This is a genomic window from Kitasatospora cystarginea (assembly GCF_039533515.1).
Classification (GTDB): Bacteria; Actinomycetota; Actinomycetes; order Streptomycetales; family Streptomycetaceae; genus Kitasatospora; species Kitasatospora cystarginea.
In genome coordinates this window covers 25,192-42,610 of sequence record NZ_BAAATR010000054.1, presented here as the reverse complement: position 1 = coordinate 42,610, position 17,419 = coordinate 25,192, and the positions used below count along the sequence as shown (strand labels likewise).

The window sequence follows — 17,419 nt, the reverse complement described above, 5'->3', positions numbered from 1 at the left end:
TCGTGCTCGGCATCATCGGCGCCGTCGCCAAGGGCCTGCTCTACCTGCTGTTCATCGGCGTCGCCGTGCTGATCCTCGCGCTGGCCGTCTCCGCAGTTCGGCTCCGGCGCGTAAGCCGACGCCGCACTCGCTGACACATCCGACACACCCGCGATACGGCGCGCGGCGGGTGCACCGGTTTGGCCGGGTCTGTCCAGCGAACTTTTTTTACAGACCCGTGCGGCCCGCGGATCAGTACTTTCACCCCTCCGCACCTGCCAGCGAAGCGGTTCCGAGCACGGCGTAATGGCGAAGCCGTCATCGCGCAGATCAGGCCCTCGATAGCGCGCCTGGTTGGCCTGGGCGGCGAGTGACGAAGCCGGCGTGGCCCGATGGTCGGGCGTGCCCGGCGGTGGCGTTTACGAGGGTGCGCGTGGCGTTGGGCGGACGCGCAGGAGTAGAAGGGCGGTGTCGTCGCCCTGGTTGCCGGATGGGTGGGCTTGGTCGAGGAGCGCATCGGCGATGTTGTCCAGGGTGTGGCCGGCGTGTGAGAGGACTGTCGCGAGCTTGGTGATGTTGGTGTCGTGGTCGGTGCCGGGGGTTTCGATGAGTCCGTCCGTGTACAGGGCGAGGACGGTGGTGGGGGGCAGGGCGACTTCGGTGGTGGGGTAGGACGCTGAGGGATCCACGCCCAGCAGGGGTCCTGGCGGTATGTCGAGGATCTCGGTGTGCAGGTCGGGGTGGCGCAGGAAGGGCGGGTGGTGTCCGGCGGTGGCGAGCTGGGTGTTGTGGTGGGCGAGGTCGAGGTGTGCGTACAGGCAGCTGGTGAGCAGGTCGGGGTCAAGGTCGGTCAGTAGCCTGTTGGTGCGGGCGAGGATCTCGCCGGGGGTGGCGCCGGCGACGGCGTAGGCGTGGACGGCGGTGCGGACCTGGCCCATCAGCCCGGCGGCGCTGACGTTGTGGCCCTGCACGTCGCCGATGACCGCGGCGGCCTCGGTAGTCGTCAGGCGGATGAGGTCGTAGAAGTCGCCGCCGATGTCCACGCCGTGGCTGGCGGGCAGGTAACGCGCGGCCACGTCCAGACCGGGGATCTCCGGCAGCGTGTAGGGCAGCAGGCGCGCCTGGAGTCCGTGGGCGAGCTGATGTTCGGCGTCGTATCGCCGAGCTCGGTCCAGGGCTTGTGCTATCAGGGCACCGAGGGTGGTGAGGATGGTGCGCTCGTCGGAGGTGAAGCGGTGGGGCTGCTGGTAGCCGAGCACACACGTGCCGAGGGGGTGCTTGGAGGCGATCAGCGGCAGGAATGCCCAGGCGGCCAGGCCGCCGTCGATGGCGGGGCTTACCGGATAGGCCGCGCGGAATTCCTCCCGGGAGGCGAAGAAGGACGGCACTCCTGCAGTCAGACCCAGCACGCTTGGAGTGTTCGCCGTCAAGGGCGTGTGGTCGAGGGAGTCCACCACCTCGGGGGCGAAGCCGCGATGGCCGATGACGTGGACTCGGCCAGCTTCGGGGATCAGGAGCAGGAAGCCCTGCGCTCGGAAGGGGACCAGGAGATGATCGGCTACCAGCTCGACGATGTCGCGGACGGTCGCCGCTTGCGCCAGGGCGCCGGCCAGGCGTACCAGATGACGCATCGTGTTCAAACGGTCCAGCCCGGCGCCGCCATCGGTCGGTGCCTTCGCGGGGCGCGAGCCGTCGGTTGCATTGATCCGCACGCTGAGGCCGGTGCGGTCAGGGTAGAGCTGGAACAGTAGGTGCCTGTCGGGTGGCCGTACCGCGGTGAACGAGGTCGGCCGTTGGCTGATGACCGAATCCTGAAGCCGGTGCTCGTAGGCCGGATTGTCCAGCCACGGCAACGCCTCCCGCAGTCGGGTGCCGAGTAGGTGAGGGATGCTCTCGCCCAGCAGGTCGGCCGCGGTGGCATCGATGAAGGTGATCCGTCCGTGTGGGTCGAGGCAGCACGCGCCGTCGGGGAGGCGGGAGAGGTATGCGGCCGGGGGGTTGGCCGAGGCGGAGCTGGTCAGGGGGATGTATCGGGGCTCGTATGCGGGCCGGAGGGGGGCTCCGGCGTCGGCGGCCTGTTGCAGTACCGTCGCGATGCGACCGCTGGCTGTGGTCAGTGTGCGGCGCTCGCAGGCGCTGAGCTCTGGCGACCGTTCGGGGGACATCAGCACCGCGAGGGCGCCCCAGGCAGTGTGCCCGGTGGCGATCGGGACGATGGCGTGGGCCCGCGGATACGGCAGGAGCAGGGCGACGTGCGGATAGCGGCGCGCCAGGTCTTCGCTGGAGCTGACCCACACCAGGTGGCGTTCGCGCACTGCTTCGAGCACCGGATCCGGAGTCGCGGTGGCCAGCCGCATGTGCCGCAGTGGGCTGAAGAACTCCGGGGGGATCCCGGCCGTCACCTCAAGGCTCAGTACCTCGCCGCCGTGCTCCAGCAGCACGATGGCCCCTGAAGACGCGCCGAGGGTTTCCACTGCCTCGGTGAGCGTCTGGTCCAGTAGATCTTGGACCAGACCTTGTTCCAGGCCCTCGCCATCCGCCATGGCGATGTCCACTTCGCGAAGAAGGCCGCGTGTATCTCCATGCTACGAGGACGCCGCGGCGGGTGGCCGCTCGGAATCATGAGGGTGAAGACGAGCCGCGTGGTGCTGGTGCCGACGATCGAGTTGCTGGAGCCGACCGCCGCGTCGTGGTCGCTCAAGGGTGGGCGTCGGGATCTTGCGGTGGCGGCGTGTTCGCGGAATGAGGCGTTGGAGACCGCCCGGATCGCCGATCTGGTCGCCTCCGTGAAGGTGGGCGAGCCGGTCACCGTGTACGCCACCTACGCCTCGCCGGTGGTCACGGACGAGGACCTGCGCGACCTGCTCAACCTCCCGGCCATCGCCGACCTCCGCTCCCAGCGCAGCAACGAGGAGCTGCTGCGCCTGGCGGGCCGGCGGGTGGGCCTCTCGCGTTTCGGGGCGGGTTCCTTGTCCTCGTCGTCGTTGCCGCGGCCAAGGTGGAGGCAGTCGGTGACAGCCTCGATGGCGCCGCTGAGCGCGCCCTTGCTCTTGCCGTACAGTCACGGTGCCTCCCGACAGCTGCCGTAGCAGCCGGAGCGGTTGTCTGCCCGCCCGGACAGCGGGCTCTCGGGTGCGCCGGTCGATCCGCCCACGGGTGTAGCGGCGGATTCGCTCGTACGCCACGAGTTCGCCCTCCTCGTCGAGCGTTGCCCGATACCTGGCCATCACACTGGTCGTCTCGGGGATGCGCTCCAGTTCCACCACCTCCACATCGGCCTGCCAGCCGTCGTCGATGGGTTTGAGCGCCGAGACGGACTCTGGTGCGCGGCCCAGGAGTTGTGCGAGCTGCTCGGCTGCGTAGCCCATGGCCCTCGGCGCTGAGATCCGCCGGTGCTGGCGCTTTTGCGCGGTGGGTCTTCGGCTACATTCTGCCGCTGGTAGGAGCTGCGGACGTGCTGCTCGACGCAGCCCTTCCGCCGACGCCATCGTCATTGCCTGCGGCCATGTTCCTTTCCGGGCTCGGAGACGACGTGCTACTTGGTACCGTGTTTTCCGGAACTTCCCACCAACACAGCCTAGTTCATGATATTCGGCGGGTTGCGCCTGGTGAGGTCTGAGGGCTCACTCGTCCCCGGTCCGCCGACGTGGGGATTCGAAGCGCCCCGCATGCGAATAGCGTCCGCGTTGACCAGACTGGTGGTAGAAGCGCCAGTGCAGAATCGCACCGGTACGCGGGCCCTGCGAGCCCGCGCGCAGTGTGCCCGCGCGCGTGAGCCGATCGCCTCGATGCGGCACATGCTCGCCCGGGTGGCGACTGGTCGGCGGCCCCTATGCAGATATGCAGGCGCGCCCACGAAAAGCTGCTGCTGATCCCAGGTTCTCGGCAGCACACCCGTCTCGCCCAGGCTCCTCCGGCTCCTGTGCCTCTTGGGCAGGAGGGGCACAGGAGCCGGAAGGAACGACCTCATGAAAGACACCGCCAAAATTGCCCTTGCGGCTGCGGTCGCCGGGGGCTACCTGATCGGACGAGCCAAGAAAGGCCGGCTTGCGTTCGGCGTTGCGACCTATCTCGCCGGCCGCCGGTTCGGGCTGGATCCGCGCCAGCTCGCCACCGAGGGGCTCCGCCGGCTCGGCGAGGTGCCGCAGCTGGCGGAGCTGAACGAACAGGTCCGCGGAGAACTGCTCGAAGCCGGTAAGCACGCCGTGGCGGCCGCGGCCGACCGCCGTATCGGGCAGTTCGCCGACTCCCTCAGGGAGCGCACGCTGAACATCGGCAAACCGAAGCCGCAGGAGGAAGAGGGAGAAGGAGAGGAAGAGCCATCCGACGAGGAGGAAGAGTACGAGCAGCCCGAAGACGAAGAGTCGGAGGGTGATGAGGACGAAGAAGAGTACGTGGACGAGGAGGAACCGGAGGAAGAGGACGAAGCCGAAGACGAGGCGCCAGAGGAAGAGGACGAAGCCGAGGCAGAGGAGGAGCCGGAGGAAGAACCGCATCGGGAGCGCCCTGCACGCCGCCGCGTCGCCCCCACGGCCGACGAGCGCCCCTCCCGCCGGCGCGCCGCTTCGACCGCCTCCAAGGCCGCATCGAAGTCGCCGTCCGCACGCACGCCGGCGAAGAAGGCCTCGGTTCGCGAGCAGAAGACGACTCCGGCGGCGAAGAAGTCTCCCGCGAAGACAGCGCCCCCGGCCAAGCGGTCGTCGACACGCGCCGCCCCCGCGAAGACCGCCGCCACCAAGGCTGCGGGAACGAAGGCGGCCGCGCCGGCGAAGAAGGCCCCGGTCGAGAGGACCGCAGCGGGCAAGAGCAGCGCGGCCAAGGCACCCGCGCGGTCCACCCGGCGGAGGTAGGCCATGGCCAGGACGGAACAACAGGAGCCCCCCGAGGTCTCAGGCGTCGACCGGCTTCGAGGGGAAGCCGTCAAATTCCTCGGCGCCCAGATGGAACACCTGGTCGAGAAAGCCGGCAACAAGGTCAAAGACCTCACAGGCCAGCTCACTGATGTCGCGGAGAGCGGTGGTGTGCTGCCCAAGGTGGGCGGCCGCGTCCTGCAGGGGGAATCACCACCCAAAGCGTTCGTGGCAGAGAAGGCCAAGAGTGTCAAGGACAAGGTCGTCGACAAGCTCAAGGGTGTCTTCGGCGGCGGCAAGGCCGGCCGCAAGGCTGGCAAGAAGGTTATGAACATGGTCGAGGTCCTCGACATCGGCCTGCCGGTGCGGACCGTGTACGACCACTGGACGCAGTACCAGGACTTCAGCGGGTTCGCCAAGGGCGTGCAGGACGTCTCGCAGGTCGACGAGGTGACCACCGACTGGAAGGTCAAGGTCGGGCCTTCGAAGCGCGGCTTCAAGGCAACCGTCCAGGAGCAGGTGCCGGACGAACGCATCGTGTGGACGTCACAAGGCGCCAAGGGCAGTACCCGTGGGGCCGTGAGCTTCCACGAACTGACACCGACCCTCACCCGCGTCGTTCTCGCTGTGGAGTACTACCCCTCGGGGCTCTTCGAGAAGACCGGGAACATCTGGCGAGCCCAGGGCCGCCGTTTGCGCCTGGACTTCAAGAACTTCCAGCGGCATGTCTCCCTCAGCAACGACGAGGCGAAGGGCTGGCGCGGCGAGATCCGCGACGGGGAGGTCGTCCGCACCCACGAGGAGGCCATGGAAGAGGAGGAAGCAGACCAGAACGAACAGCCCGACGACGAGTACGACGAGGACGAACCTGAGGACGAGTACGACGACGGAGACGAGGAAGCCGAAGACGAGGAGGAAGAAGAGTACGACGACGGAGACGAGGAAGCCGACGAAGAGGAGGAAGAAGAGTACGACGACGGCGGAGAAGCCGACGAAGAGGAGGATGCGGAGGACGGCGAGCGCCAGGAAGACGACGAGGACGAGGACTATGAGGATGAGGAGGACCAGAGATGAGTCGGCCTCCTCAGGCGGCTCATACGCAGCCGCGAGCCTAGCAACAAAGCCACGAGTCACACGGCACCAGCACTGACCCGATGTTTCGGCAACAGCGTGGTCCAGTCAGGCCGATGCTCGGCGCTCCACGTGCCGCGCGTCGGCCTGAGTGTGGGGCGCTCGTGGACGTGGCGTGATGGCAAGAGTGGCCCTGGACCCAACGGCCGAAGGCAACGACCGGCGGTCCAACTGGACCTGTACGACGTGCTGTACGCCCCCACCCCGGCGCTGTGGCCCTACCGTCCAGATCAACACCTGCGGCGATCCGGAAACCCACGTAGCCCGGGAAACGGAACTCATCGACCGCACCACCTTCCCCACCCGCCATCACGCTGAGCAGGCCCTCTTCGCCTACATCGAGGGCTTCTATAACCCCCGGCGTCGCCATTCGGCGAACGGCCAGCTCAGCCCCGCCGAGTTCGAACGCCGTCACACCGCGAAGACGCCACATAGAGTGCTCTACGCGGTCGCATAGCCCGCAAGCCCATCTGTGTCTGTCAGACCGGGGCAACTCCAGACCCCTTCAGCGTGAACCCCTGACCGTCGTCACTGGGACACCCTGTGCAGCGTGCTGCGGACAGCCGCCCTCGACAACAGGTACCGGGCAGGCAGGCCCGGTGCCCAGTGTCCGTCGGAGCTGCACTCGCGGGTTAGGCTTCGCGAGAGCAGGACACCGAGGCGACCGACACAGCCGGATCGCGGCCCAGATCCCGCAAAAGTGAGCGCACGGGACCCGCCCTCAGTCGTTTGCCCAGGCCACTGCGGGAAAGATGTGTGGCTAGAGTTGTCTGCGAGATCGGAGGACACCATGATCGTCCTCGGAATCATCCTGCTTGTCGTCGGGTTTCTGCTCCACCTCGGCTTCCTGTGGATGATCGGGATCGTCCTGCTGGTCATCGGGGCCATTTTGTGGATCCTGGGATTGGTGGGACACGCCGTCGGCGGCCGCCGCCACTACTGGTGACACACCGCCAAGCCCCGGCCCCAGCAGACGCGCGAACCGCTCATGCAAGCGGGGAGCCGCCCGCCCCGGCGCAATCGCTCGACTTCGACGAGGCGATGCGCGGGCATGTGGCGTCACTGTGACCCCCGTCAGCGGTGCTTGGTGGTGGGTGGTCGAAGTGCGCCCTGGGCGGCGCGGCTCGGGATCCGCCGGGGCCGCGCAGGATGTGGGCGTGCGCACCGGAGACCGCTCCCATGAAGAGGATCACGGCCAACACGGTCAGCCCCGGCGCTGTCACAGCGGCGCCGCGCCCGATCTGACCGTGGGTGACTGCCTTCAGGACCGCGGCTCCGCCACCGGCCAGGACGAGCAGGAAGGTCCCGAACAGTTCACTGAACAGCCGTCGGCCCTCATACGAGAGGTCGGCGAAGTCACGGGCCCATACCGGCTCGCGCTCGAATTCTGCCGCGATACGGGGCCGTGGCGGGCCCGCACGATGGCCTCGACCCAATCCACGATGCCGAAGGTGAGTGCCCCCTGCAGGGGACGGGGGTCCTCGATGCGGTAGCCGGTCAGCGCGTACGCGGCGGCGCCCATGAGCTCGAAGAAGACGAAGGCGTTGAACAGGTCGCCGGTGAGGGCGAAGCCGGCCATGCCCGCCTCGAACAGCAGCAGGAGCGCGGGGAAGATCCCGGCGCGTTCGCCCGCGGGTTCCTCGAAGTACCGCCAGGAGTAGACGACCACGGCGAGGACGAGGACGGCGACCAGCAGGGCCAGGCCCGCACCGATCGGATCGGCGATCAATACGATCCCCACCTGAGCGGCCCAGCCGCCCAGCCGGGCTGTGGCAACGCTGCCGGTGCGAGTCCAGAGCAGGGTCAGGCACACCACCTCCAGGGTGGCGATGGTGGTGGCCAAGGCGTCGCAACCAAGGCGCGGCAGGCGGCGGCCGGCGACGGCGAGGAACGCGGCGCCCAGCAGCGGGATGGCCACGGCCAGCGGCAGCAGGTTCCCGGATGCCATGTCAGCCTTTGAGGCCGGTGAGGCCCTGTGGGTCGACGGTGTGGTGGCGTTTGCGCAGCTGGATGGTCAGGGCGAGCAGCAGGGCGGTGACGGTGGCGCCGACGACGACGTCGGTCAGGGCCAGGGCTTGCACGACGGGGTCGACGACCGGCCGCGTGCCGGGGATGAGGTCGGAGTAGACGGGGGCGGTCGCGCCGCGCCGGTAGCCGACGGCGAGGAGCAGTAGGTAGGTGGAGGACTGGGCGACGGCGAGGCAGCCGATGGCGTGGATGAGATTGCGGCTGGTGACCAGGCCGTAGAGGGCGACGAGAAGGACCCAGCCGGCGGCCAGGTAGACCCAGATCCCCATTCAGTGCGCCTCCTGACTATCGGAATCGGTGATCTCGACGGCCTGGTCGAGGAAGTGCGCGAGCAGGACGATCAGCCCGGAGGCGACCTCGACGCCGACGGCGGCGTTCAGCACCGGCAGGGTGCCGCCGGAGGTGATCTGGTTGAACGTGCCCAGCGGCAGCACGTTCTTCAGGAACGCGCCACCCGCGATCAGGCCGGCCAGCCCGATGATCGTGAAGGAGGCCGCTGCCAGGGAGTCGGCCACGTCGAGTACCGTGAGCGGGCGGATCCTCTCCAGTACGCGGTAGTCGGCGGCGACGTAGGCCAGGTGCAGGGCGGTGGCCAGCACCACGCCGCCCTGGAATCCGCCGCCGGGCGAAAGCTGCCCGTGCGCGACGATGTACACCCCGACAACCAGGGTGATGGGCATAAGCACCGTGCCGAACAGCCGGGTGGTGGGCAGCACCCGCTCCGCTGCCGGTGGGTGCTCTCGCTCGTCCCGGGCCAGACGCAACAGCAGGGTGGCGCCGAGCACGGTGGTGAATAGGATCGACTCCTCGCCGAGAGTGTCGAACGCTCGGATGTCGAAGTTGACCGAGGAGACGACGTTCGCCGTGCGGTGGGCGAGCGCCGCCGTCACCGCACGCTGGCCGTATGGGTGGAAGTCGGAGCCGAAGCGCGGTACCTCGGTGCAGGCGGCGGTGAAGAAGGCCGCGATCACCGTGGTGGCGACCAGGAACATCACCAGCCGGGTGCGGGCGGTCACCGGCTCTGGTCCTTGCCGTCACCGTCGTCGCCGCCGCTCGTGGGGCGCCGGGTCACCTTACGGACGGTGAGGAGGATCAGCAGCGGGGTCAGCGCGGTGCCGACCGCCAGCTGGGAGAGCGCCACGTCGGGAGCCTGCAGCACCGCGAACAGCACAGACAGGCCGAGCCCCAGGACGGCCAGCATCACGGCCTGGCGGGCCGGGTCCCGGCAGAGCGCCGCTACGGTGGCCGCGAGCACCACGAACGCGACCGCCACGCCGACCAGCCACTCGCTCACTCCCGCTCCCGCCGCTCGGCCTGCCAGGAGGCCTTGCCCAGGGCGATCGTGGTCACCGTGCCACCGGCAGCAAACAGCAGGCCGATCAGCAGCGTCTTCACCGCGGCTCGTCCCGCGCCCTGATCGGCGGCCACCGCCGCCGCGATCAGCGGCACCCCCGCGCACGCGGCCGGCGCGAGCGCGTGCAGCCGCAAGAACGTGTCCCCAAAGCGCGCCAGTGCCACCACGGACAGCAGTACGAACGCGACCCCCGCCCACAGCAGCACCAGCACCAGCACGTGACCTGCCATCATCCTCCCTTCGATCCACAACACGTGGCTGTCCGTCATACCCCACTCCCGCTCCCACTCCCGCTGCCGTGGCGGTGCGCGCCGGTGCTGTCGTGTTCGTAGCTGTGGCCGACCACGAAGCGGGTGAAGACGAGCGTGCCCGCCGGGGACAGCACCGCGAGCATCAGGGCCAGGTCCTGGTAGGAAGAGCGCTGGTAGGCCTGCGGCAGCACCAGGAACACCGCGCCCACCGCGGTGGACAACAGGCAGACACCCGCCAGGCGTCGCACCGCGCTGCCCCGGGCCGCCACCCACAGACACACCGGCATCGCAGCCGCCAGCAGGACCAGGGCGGCCGCGGCCCACGCGTTCACGGTGCGCCCTCCGCGTCGGCGACCACGCCATCCACCGGTCCCGGCCCCGGGCCGAGCTCGTGGACCAACACCTCGCCCGGCTCAGGGATCTCCACGACGCAGGTGTCCGGCGAGGCGGCCAGCAGCACACCGGCCCAGCCCGCACCAACCCCCTCTCGCAGGAGGATCCGCCCGAAACCGGCCCTCCGCGATCCCGATACCAGAGCGGAGGTGAGCACGCCACAGCCGCGCACTACGCCGGCCGGCACCAGTACCGCAGCCCGCACGGCGCCCTGGGCACCGCCCGGGGCGACGCCGGCGGCCAGCCGCAGACGCCGCGCGGCGAATGCCCCGCCGGCCGCGGCGACGGCGGCCACCAGCAGCTCGACCGGGGAGACCGAACTGATCGACACCACCGTCACACCTGCCAGCACGCCGAACCGCACCGCGCTCTCCACCACCGCACCGCGCACCACGCGTCCCCTCCCTTCCACCGCGCAGCTCCGGAAGATCTGACTCACCGTCATTCTTCGACCCGCTGTGGGTGGGCACCCTTCCGGCACGACCGCCGCGCCGTCCGTCACCCGGACAGCCGAGCGCCTTCGGTACTGGCAAGCCGCGGTGTGGTTCAGTCGGGCGGCTCCTGCGGACGGGGACGGCCCGGCTCGGGGGGCTTCGGGTGTGTCGGCGGACCGGGCTCGGGCCCGCCCGGCCGACCGGGCGGCGTCGGCGGGCCGGGTGGCGGCGAGCCGGGCGGCGCCAGCGGGTCCGGCGGCACCGGGGGCGCAGGCGGCTCGGGTGGCACCGGCGGAACAGGCGGCATCGGGGCGACGTCGGGATCCGGCGGGACCGGGATGGAGGCCATCGCGTACCACTCCTTCCAGCCCAAGGCCTTCTAGCGGCCGAGGGCGTTGGCGAGCTGCTTCTTGTTCATCTTTGAGCGGCCCTGGACGTTGCGCTGCTTGGCCTCGTTGTACAGCTGCTCGTAGGTGGGCCCTGGGAGCCGCTGTGGGAGTGCTGGCCGCCGCGTCGGCTGGAGGAGATGTCCTTCACCGAGCTGCGGGTGGCGGTCTTCGACTCACCGTGCCGGGCGCGTTCCTTGTTGACGGTGCGGGCGGCGATCTCCTTGGCCCGCTTCTCGCTCTCACCGCGCTCCAGCGCGCTGTCCCTGATGTGCTCGTACTGTCGTTCCCGCTTGGGGCTCGATTCGCGTGGCATGTCACACGCTCCTTCGCTGTGCTCGGACCCGCGGGGCGCGTCTGCCCCGCAGCCCGGATGCGAACCCGCATGGTCCCGGTCGCAAACCCGTCACCCGCCCGGTTGCCCGCCACAGGCCCCCGCCCAGCATCCCGAGGCGCTGGGCGGCCCACTGCTGCACGCTTCGGGTGCGTGCTTGGTCGTCGAAGCGTCCGTGGGCCCCGAAGTCCTGCCAGTTGTCGACCGGTGTGAACAGGTTGTCCGGGGCATCGGCGCGCCGGCGCTCGCCGCTCTGCTGCGACGCGAAACCGGTGCGTGCCAGGTACCGGTCCAACAGGGCGGGCGCGACCGCGTTCGCGAGCAGCGTGGCCACCGTGCTGCCGCCGACCCAGTACTCGCGCCGCCCCGGGTGATCGGCTGCGAAGAGCACCGCGCGGGCGGCGACCTCCGGCTGGTAGATCGGCGGCACCGGCTGCGCCCGCTCGGGCAGCCGGGAGCGCACCCAGTCGAACTGCGGGGTGTTCACCGCCGGCATCTGCACCATCGTCGTGCGTACCCGGGTCCCGGAGGCCAGCAGCTCGCATCGCAGCGCCTCATGCCAACCCTGGAGGGCGTGCTTGGCGCCGCTGTAGGCGCTCTGCAGCGGGATGCCCCGATAGGCGATCGCCGAACCGACCTGCACGATCACGCCCCGGTCGCGAGGCAGCATCCGCTTCAGAGCCGCCCGCGTGGCGTACACGTACCCCAGATAGGAGACCTCGGTGACTCGCCGGAACTCCTCGGGGGTGATCTCGGTGAACGGGGCGAACACGGAGGCGAACGCGTCGTTGACCCACACGTCGATCGGCCCGAGCTCGTCCTCCGCGCGCTGCGCGGCGGCCTCGACGGCGTCGGGGTCGGCGACGTCCGTCGTGATCGCGACGACCTTCGCCGCGCCGGCCTGCTCGGCCTGCCGTACCGCGGCCTCGAGGCCGCCGCGGCCGCGGGCGATCAGCGCGAGACGGTCACCGCGGGCCGCGAAGGCGGCGGCGCTCGCCCGGCCGATGCCGCCGCTGGCACCGGTGACCACCACGGTGCGCACGGTGTGGATATGGGATGTCATGCGAGGCGACTGTCCGCTCAGCGCGGATGCAAACCTCCGTCCGGGCCGGGCCGCCCCGCCTCCCGCAGCTCCACACGTCCCGGCCCGGCCCGGGGGCCGGCTTTCGCTGCCATGCAACGCGGGATACCGACGGGATGGCACGCGGGATTCGCCAGGGGCATCATCAACGGGTGAGCCCCTGGGCTGGATGTTGCCCAGCCGCGCGTGTACGGGAAGGACCGCCGTTGGAGCCGCAGCCCGCCGCTGTCGTTGGTGTTCTCGGCCCGCTCGAGCAGCCCAGGCGCCTGCTGGTTGTCTGGGGCGACCATCGCGCGGTCACCGCCGAACTCGACCAGGAGCAGGCCCGGGCGATCGCCGAGCGCCTGCCGGGGCACCTTGTCACCGCACGCGATGGTCGCGTGCCCGACCAGGTCGTGCGCTGGCTCCAACCACCCCTGGACGTCACCCTCCACCTGCACGAAGACGGCGCGCCACACTTCGCCCATCTCGACCTTCCGTGACACAGCGCTGCGCGGCGGCGTCGCGCATCCGGGCGACGATGCGACCGCTTGTCCCGCCGACCTCGACCGCGTTCGGTCATGCTCCCACAACCACACTGAGCCGTCGTTTCCTTGTCTGTGTCCGTCCTCATCGCGGTGGCGAAACGGTCGGGCCGCGGCGGTCAGGATCGCAGGGCGGGCAGGACGTGCTGCCGGTAGGCGTCGAAGAAGGCTTCCTGGTCGGGGCCGATCTGGCCGACGTACACCTCGTCGAAGCCGGCATCGGTGTAGGCCTGGATGGTCTGTGCGTGCTCATCAGGGTCGTCGCCGCAGGTGACGGCGTCGGCGACCATCTCGCGGGTGACCAGCTGGCTGGCCTGTTCGAAATGTGCGGGAGTGGGCAGGAGCTGGGCGAGTTCGCCGGGCAGCAGCTCGGTGGACGGTGTCGACGGCCTTGTCTTGGTCGCTGCTCCAGCAGACCTTCACACCGCCGACCACCGGCTTGCCCACGCCGCCACCGCGGCGGAACGCCTCGGCGAGGTCACCGTCGGGGGTCATGGTGACGAAGCCGTCGCCGGCCCGGCCGGCCAGCTCGGCCGCGTTCGGCCCGAACCCGGAGACATGGATCGGCAGGGGCCGCTCGGGCGTGGTGTAGAGGCGGGCGTTGTCCACGGTGTAGTGGCGGCCGCGGTGGCTGACCGGCCGGCCTGTGAACAGCTCCCGCATCACGCCGATCGCCTCCTCCAGCATGTCGGCTCGCTCGGCGAAGGACGGCCACCGGTCCCCGTGGACGTGCTCGTTCAGCGCCTCGCCGGTGCCGACGCCCAGGGCGAAGCGGTCGCCCAGCAGGATGCTGGATGTGGCCGCCGCCTGCGCGGTCACCGCCGGGTGCAGGCGGATCGTCGGGCAGGTGACCAGGGTGGTGACGGGCAGGTTGGTGGTCTGGGACAGAGCGCCGATCATCGACCAGACGAAGGGGCTGTTGTCCTGGGCGTCGTTCCACGGATGGAAGTGGTCGGAGATCGCCAGACGGGTGAAGCCCGCCTGCCCGGCGCGCCGGGCCTGGTCAAGCAGCTCGGCAGGGGTGAACTCCTCGCAGGACAGGAAGTAACCGTACTCGGTCATCGCTTCGTGCTCCCTTCGGCTGCGCGGCTACCCGGCCGCCGCCCAGGGGACACCGGGTTACGCGACCAGGACACCGTCCAGGGCCATCGGGCGACTGCCTTATCGGCCCGATTCGACACCTTCGGCCCCTGCCGGTCAGAGATCGGCCACCAGGCGAACGGCGGCTTCGAGCATCAAGGCGTGGACGAAGGTCTGGGGAAGGTTGCCGCGCAGCTGACGCTGGGCGATGTCGAACTCCTCCGCGTACAGCCCGGGTGGTCCGCAGGCGGCGCGGTTGCGTTCGAACCAGCGCACCGCTTCGACGGCGTTGCCCTGCTGGTGCTGGGCGAGGGCGACGAGGAAGCCGCACAGCAGGAACGCGCCCTCGGCGTCCTCGAGCGGGCGCTGGTCGTGGCGGAACCGGTAGCAGTAGTGGTCCTGGCCAAGGTCGGCCAGCACGGCGTCGAGGGTGGCGCGGGTACGGGGGTCATCGGCGGGCAGCGCGCCGCGCAGGGCCGGCAGCAGCAGTGAGGCGTCCACGCCGGGGTCGGCCGGGGACCGCTGCCAGCGGCCCGTGGGGTGCAGGCAGTCACGGTCGGCCTCGGCGGTGATCCGATCCGCGAGCGCCTCCCAGTTGGCCGCGAGGCCGCGGCCCGCCGCCGGGTGTGCGGTGGCGATGGCGCGCAGCCCGGCCGCGCAGGTCAGCCGGCTGTGCGCCCACCGGTCCGGGTGGAGTTCCCAGATCCCGGCGTCGCGTTCGCCGTGGCGGGCGGCGATCGCGTCGGCGGCGATCCGAGCGGCACCCCAGCCCGCGGCGTCCAGCATGTCGTGGCGGGCGGCCGCGGCGAGCAGCAGCAGGCTCTCCCCGAAGCCGTCGAGCTGGAACTGCCGGTTGACGCGGTTGCCGACCACGTCGAACCCGCCCGGGTAGCCGGGCAGGTCCAGGGTGCGCGGATCCGGGACAGGGCCGCCGGCGGCAGTGTAGGCGGGCGCGAGACGGGGGCCGTGTTCGAAGAGGCGGGCGGTGACGAACCGCACCGAGTCGTCCAGGAGCGGGTGCAGCCCGGCGGCGGCCACGGCCTGGCCGATGTAGCCCTGGTCGCGGATCCACACGTACCGGTAGTCGTAGTTGCGGCCCTGCTCCGCCCGCTCCGGGAGGCTGGTGGTCGCCGCGGCCACGGTGCCGCCACCGGGGCCGGTCATCCCGCGCAGCACCGCATACGCGTGCCGGGCGTCGCGCCGACCGAGCATGCCCGCGAGATCGGGCACCTGCTCGGCCCACGCCGTCTCGGTCGCCCGCCACAGATCCCGGGCCGGCTCCGGCTGCTCCAGCGGCCGGTCGGAGAACTCCAGGAGGAGATCGTGATGGTCACCCGGTTCCAGCCGGAGTACGGCGTGCACCTGCGGATGGCCGCCGCTCTCGTCGGCCTTCGCGTGAGGCAGGCCGGTCAGGCGCAGGTGCAGGTCGCCGGCACGCGCCGTCCAGTGCCCATGTTCGTCCCGCTTGATCTTCCGCAGCGGGTGCTCGCCGAATCCGGCGGCCACCTGCAGCCCCACCGCCAACTCGGCCGGGCCGTCCACGGCCGTGATCCGGCGCAGAACCACTGCGCGGTGTGCCTGGCCGGGGTGGGCGAGGGCTTCGCGGCATTCGACGATGCCGCCGGGGGTGACCCAGCGGCTGCGCCAGATCAGGCTGCCGGCCTCGTAGTAGCCGCCCCACACGTACGGGCCGGTGGGGGTGACGGTGAACCAGCCGGGCCCGCCGATCAAGCCGGCGAAGACGGCGTCGCTGTCCCAGGCTGGCGCGCACATCCACACGATGTCGCCGCGCGGCCCCACGAGGGCCCCGCGCCGACCGTCGGCCAGCAGAGCGTAGTCACGTAGCGCGTGCGGGTTCGGGGGGCCAGTGGGGTGAGGCACTCGGTTCTCCCTGTGGTGGTCGGTCGTGGTCGTGCTGGCGGCTGGGGGAGCGGGCGTGGCGCCGGGGTGGAGTGGCCGGGCGCGGGGGCGGGTTGGCCGGGCGCGTAGTGATCAAGACTGACTCCTGCGGGGATAAGCAGCTTCGGCTTGCCGACCGTGGTGTTGCAGGTTCGGTGACTATCAGTTGTTGGCCGGTCCTGCGTAGGCGGTGCGGCTGTGGCGTTCGAGCACGTCGTTGCGGGGGACCACGCCGTGGCCGGGCGTGTCGTCCGCGCCGGGATGGAGCTCGCCGCCCGCGGGGTCGAGGGTTCCGTCGAAGAGGAGGTTCTCGATGCGGACATGGTCGTGGAACCATTCCAGGTGGCGCAGGTTGGGCACGGCGGCCGAGGCGTGGGCGTGGACGTGCGGGGCGCAGTGGCCGGACAGCTCCAGGCCATGGGCCTGGGCCAGAGCGGCCGCGCGGAGCCACACGGTGATGCCGCCGCAGCGGGTGGCATCGGCCTGCAGGCAGTCGACCGTGGGGGCCATGGCGGCGAAGTAGGGCAGGGTGAAGCCGTATTCGCCGGCGGCGACGTCCGCTGTGATGGCTGCGCGGACCCGGGCCAGGCCGGCGAGGTCGTCGGAGGAGACGGGCTCCTCGAACCAGCGCACATCGGAGTCCTCGAAGCGCTTGGCGAGCCGGATCGCCTGTTTGGCGGAGTAGGCGCCGTTCGCGTCCACGTAGAGTTCCACGCCGGGCCCGATGATCTCACGGGCCCGCTGAATGCGGGCAAGGTCCCGTCCCTCGCGGGTTCCCCACTCCTCCCCGATCTTGATCTTGACGCGGGGAATGCGGTCCTTCTCGGTCCAGCCGCGCAGCTGCACTTCCATCTGCCGGCCGTCGTAGCTGGTGAATCCGCCGCTGCCATAGACGGGCACACCGTCGCGGGCTCGTCCGAGCAGGTCGGCCAAGGGCAGTTCGAGAAGGCGGGCCTTGAGGTCCCACAGGGCGATGTCGACGGCGGACAGGGCGTAGCCGCCGATGCCGGGGCGTCCGGCGTTGCGCAGCGCGCGGTGCATGGCCTCGTTGGCGGCTGGTACATCGAAGGCGCTGCGGCCCACGACGTGGTCTGCCAGCAGTTCGGTGATGACGAGTGCGCAGGCGGCGGACCCGTAGGTCCAGCCGTATCCGCGGGCGCTCTCCGAGAGCGCCCGCACGAGGACCATGGTGGTGGTGTCCCAGTGGGCGGTGCCGTCGGCCTCCGGGGCGTCGGTGGGGAAATCAAGCACCCACACCTGCAGGGCGTCGACGGTCGGCGTCGATCCGGAGGTCATGGCGTCTCCTCGGCTGCGTGCTGGGCGGCCACACGCGCGAACTGTAGGAAGTCGGCCGCGGCCAGGGCGGCCAGGGTTGGGGTGGCGAGCCGACTTGTGCGCGGGGCGAAGACGGACCCGGCGGCCCACAGGCCGGCGCGGAATGGGCAGCTGACCAGCTCGCTGATCGCCTTGCGGGCTCGAGCGCCGCACATGTCCTCCTCCAGTTCGGCCGGACCGGAGGTGCCCTCGAAGCGGCGCGCGAGACGGGCTGGTGACGGGGTCCTTGGCGATCAGGTAGCCGAGCTGGTGGGTGGCCAGCGCATGCAGGGTGACCGCCCACGGGCTCGGGTTCGGCAGCTCGCGGCGGGTGGCGCGTGCGGCGGCGGTGAGGCCCAGCACGGTGGTGGCATAGACGCC

General features: G+C 70.5%; 19 protein-coding genes and 3 pseudogenes. 6 read left to right on the top strand and 16 right to left on the bottom strand.

The window, feature by feature from the left end; translation table 11 throughout:
- Positions 1-398 precede the first annotated feature (398 nt).
- On the bottom strand, positions 399-2,522 hold the full coding sequence (locus ABD369_RS36105; protein ID WP_344640874.1) for a SpoIIE family protein phosphatase: 2,124 nt from the start codon (positions 2,520-2,522) through the stop codon (positions 399-401).
- Between ABD369_RS36105 and ABD369_RS36100 the strand changes: the two genes are divergently transcribed.
- A complete protein-coding gene (locus ABD369_RS36100) occupies positions 2,496-3,068 on the top strand; it encodes a hypothetical protein (protein WP_344640876.1) in 573 nt (190 codons plus the stop codon). The genes ABD369_RS36105 and ABD369_RS36100 overlap by 27 nt on opposite strands.
- Positions 3,069-3,113: 45 nt before the next feature.
- Here ABD369_RS36100 and ABD369_RS36095 read toward each other — a convergent pair.
- Positions 3,114-3,467, bottom strand: a pseudogene (locus tag ABD369_RS36095) (gas vesicle protein GvpO); the annotation flags it as partial.
- A 480-nt stretch (positions 3,468-3,947) separates the two neighbouring features.
- Here ABD369_RS36095 and ABD369_RS36090 point away from each other — a divergent pair.
- From ABD369_RS36090 to ABD369_RS36075, 4 genes and pseudogenes are all read left to right on the top strand, one after another.
- The gene (locus ABD369_RS36090) at positions 3,948-4,829 is read left to right on the top strand and encodes a histone protein (protein WP_344640873.1); all 882 of its coding nucleotides are present in this window, start codon (positions 3,948-3,950) and stop codon (positions 4,827-4,829) included.
- A gap of 3 nt (positions 4,830-4,832) precedes the next feature.
- Positions 4,833-5,903 carry an SRPBCC family protein gene (locus ABD369_RS36085; RefSeq protein ID WP_344640872.1) on the top strand — a complete coding sequence of 357 codons (1,071 nt, stop codon included), beginning with the start codon at positions 4,833-4,835 and terminating at the stop codon, positions 5,901-5,903.
- Positions 5,904-6,228: 325 nt separating this feature from the next.
- Positions 6,229-6,417 (top strand): annotated as a pseudogene (locus ABD369_RS36080) (IS3 family transposase); the annotation flags it as partial.
- A gap of 333 nt (positions 6,418-6,750) precedes the next feature.
- A complete protein-coding gene (locus tag ABD369_RS36075) occupies positions 6,751-6,906 on the top strand; it encodes a DUF6131 family protein (protein WP_344640871.1) in 156 nt (51 codons plus the stop codon).
- 315 nt (positions 6,907-7,221) lie between these two features.
- Here ABD369_RS36075 and ABD369_RS36070 read toward each other — a convergent pair whose 3' ends face one another.
- The 9 genes and pseudogenes from ABD369_RS36070 to ABD369_RS36030 all read right to left on the bottom strand — a co-directional run bounded on the left by ABD369_RS36070 (position 7,222) and on the right by ABD369_RS36030 (position 12,203).
- A complete protein-coding gene (locus ABD369_RS36070; RefSeq protein ID WP_344640870.1) occupies positions 7,222-7,908 on the bottom strand; it encodes a hypothetical protein in 687 nt (228 codons plus the stop codon).
- Position 7,909: 1 nt separating this feature from the next.
- Positions 7,910-8,257, bottom strand: a complete 348-nt coding sequence (locus ABD369_RS36065) for a sodium:proton antiporter (RefSeq protein WP_344640869.1) — start codon at positions 8,255-8,257, stop codon at positions 7,910-7,912.
- The gene (locus ABD369_RS36060; RefSeq protein WP_344640868.1) at positions 8,258-9,004 is read right to left on the bottom strand and encodes an MnhB domain-containing protein; all 747 of its coding nucleotides are present in this window, start codon (positions 9,002-9,004) and stop codon (positions 8,258-8,260) included.
- Positions 9,001-9,282 carry a Na(+)/H(+) antiporter subunit B gene (locus ABD369_RS36055; protein WP_344640867.1) on the bottom strand — a complete coding sequence of 94 codons (282 nt, stop codon included), beginning with the start codon at positions 9,280-9,282 and terminating at the stop codon, positions 9,001-9,003. The genes ABD369_RS36060 and ABD369_RS36055 overlap by 4 nt, the downstream gene beginning before the upstream one ends.
- Positions 9,279-9,611 (bottom strand): cation:proton antiporter, encoded by a 333-nt coding sequence (locus ABD369_RS36050; RefSeq protein ID WP_344640866.1) that lies wholly within the window; start codon positions 9,609-9,611, stop codon positions 9,279-9,281. Before ABD369_RS36050 ends, ABD369_RS36055 begins: the two co-directional genes overlap by 4 nt.
- Positions 9,608-9,925: a monovalent cation/H+ antiporter complex subunit F gene (locus ABD369_RS36045; RefSeq protein WP_344640865.1), complete on the bottom strand. Its 318-nt coding sequence runs from the start codon at positions 9,923-9,925 to the stop codon at positions 9,608-9,610. The genes ABD369_RS36050 and ABD369_RS36045 overlap by 4 nt, the downstream gene beginning before the upstream one ends.
- The gene (locus ABD369_RS36040) at positions 9,922-10,425 is read right to left on the bottom strand and encodes a hypothetical protein (RefSeq protein ID WP_344640864.1); all 504 of its coding nucleotides are present in this window, start codon (positions 10,423-10,425) and stop codon (positions 9,922-9,924) included. The genes ABD369_RS36045 and ABD369_RS36040 overlap by 4 nt, the downstream gene beginning before the upstream one ends.
- Positions 10,426-10,799: 374 nt before the next feature.
- Positions 10,800-11,122, bottom strand: a pseudogene (locus ABD369_RS36035) (plasmid stabilization protein).
- Between the two features lies 1 nt (position 11,123).
- Positions 11,124-12,203: an SDR family oxidoreductase gene (locus tag ABD369_RS36030; protein ID WP_344640863.1), complete on the bottom strand. Its 1,080-nt coding sequence runs from the start codon at positions 12,201-12,203 to the stop codon at positions 11,124-11,126.
- 224 nt (positions 12,204-12,427) lie between these two features.
- Here ABD369_RS36030 and ABD369_RS36025 point away from each other — a divergent pair, with 224 nt between their 5' ends.
- On the top strand, positions 12,428-12,703 hold the full coding sequence (locus ABD369_RS36025) for a hypothetical protein (RefSeq protein ID WP_344640862.1): 276 nt from the start codon (positions 12,428-12,430) through the stop codon (positions 12,701-12,703).
- A 161-nt stretch (positions 12,704-12,864) separates the two neighbouring features.
- On the opposite strand, the gene ABD369_RS36020 is transcribed toward ABD369_RS36025, so the two are convergent.
- From ABD369_RS36020 to ABD369_RS36000, 5 genes are all read right to left on the bottom strand, one after another.
- Positions 12,865-13,035: a hypothetical protein gene (locus ABD369_RS36020; protein WP_344640861.1), complete on the bottom strand. Its 171-nt coding sequence runs from the start codon at positions 13,033-13,035 to the stop codon at positions 12,865-12,867.
- Positions 12,998-13,807: a TIGR03557 family F420-dependent LLM class oxidoreductase gene (locus ABD369_RS36015; RefSeq protein WP_344640860.1), complete on the bottom strand. Its 810-nt coding sequence runs from the start codon at positions 13,805-13,807 to the stop codon at positions 12,998-13,000. The genes ABD369_RS36020 and ABD369_RS36015 overlap by 38 nt, the downstream gene beginning before the upstream one ends.
- A gap of 135 nt (positions 13,808-13,942) precedes the next feature.
- The gene (locus ABD369_RS36010) at positions 13,943-15,706 is read right to left on the bottom strand and encodes a glycoside hydrolase family 15 protein (RefSeq protein WP_344640859.1); all 1,764 of its coding nucleotides are present in this window, start codon (positions 15,704-15,706) and stop codon (positions 13,943-13,945) included.
- Between the two features lie 180 nt (positions 15,707-15,886).
- Positions 15,887-17,020, bottom strand: coding sequence for an enolase C-terminal domain-like protein (locus tag ABD369_RS36005; RefSeq protein ID WP_344640858.1), 1,134 nt, complete (start codon positions 17,018-17,020; stop codon positions 15,887-15,889).
- Positions 17,017-17,214 carry a DUF1360 domain-containing protein gene (locus ABD369_RS36000; RefSeq protein ID WP_344640857.1) on the bottom strand — a complete coding sequence of 66 codons (198 nt, stop codon included), beginning with the start codon at positions 17,212-17,214 and terminating at the stop codon, positions 17,017-17,019. Before ABD369_RS36000 ends, ABD369_RS36005 begins: the two co-directional genes overlap by 4 nt.
- Positions 17,215-17,419 lie beyond the last annotated feature (205 nt).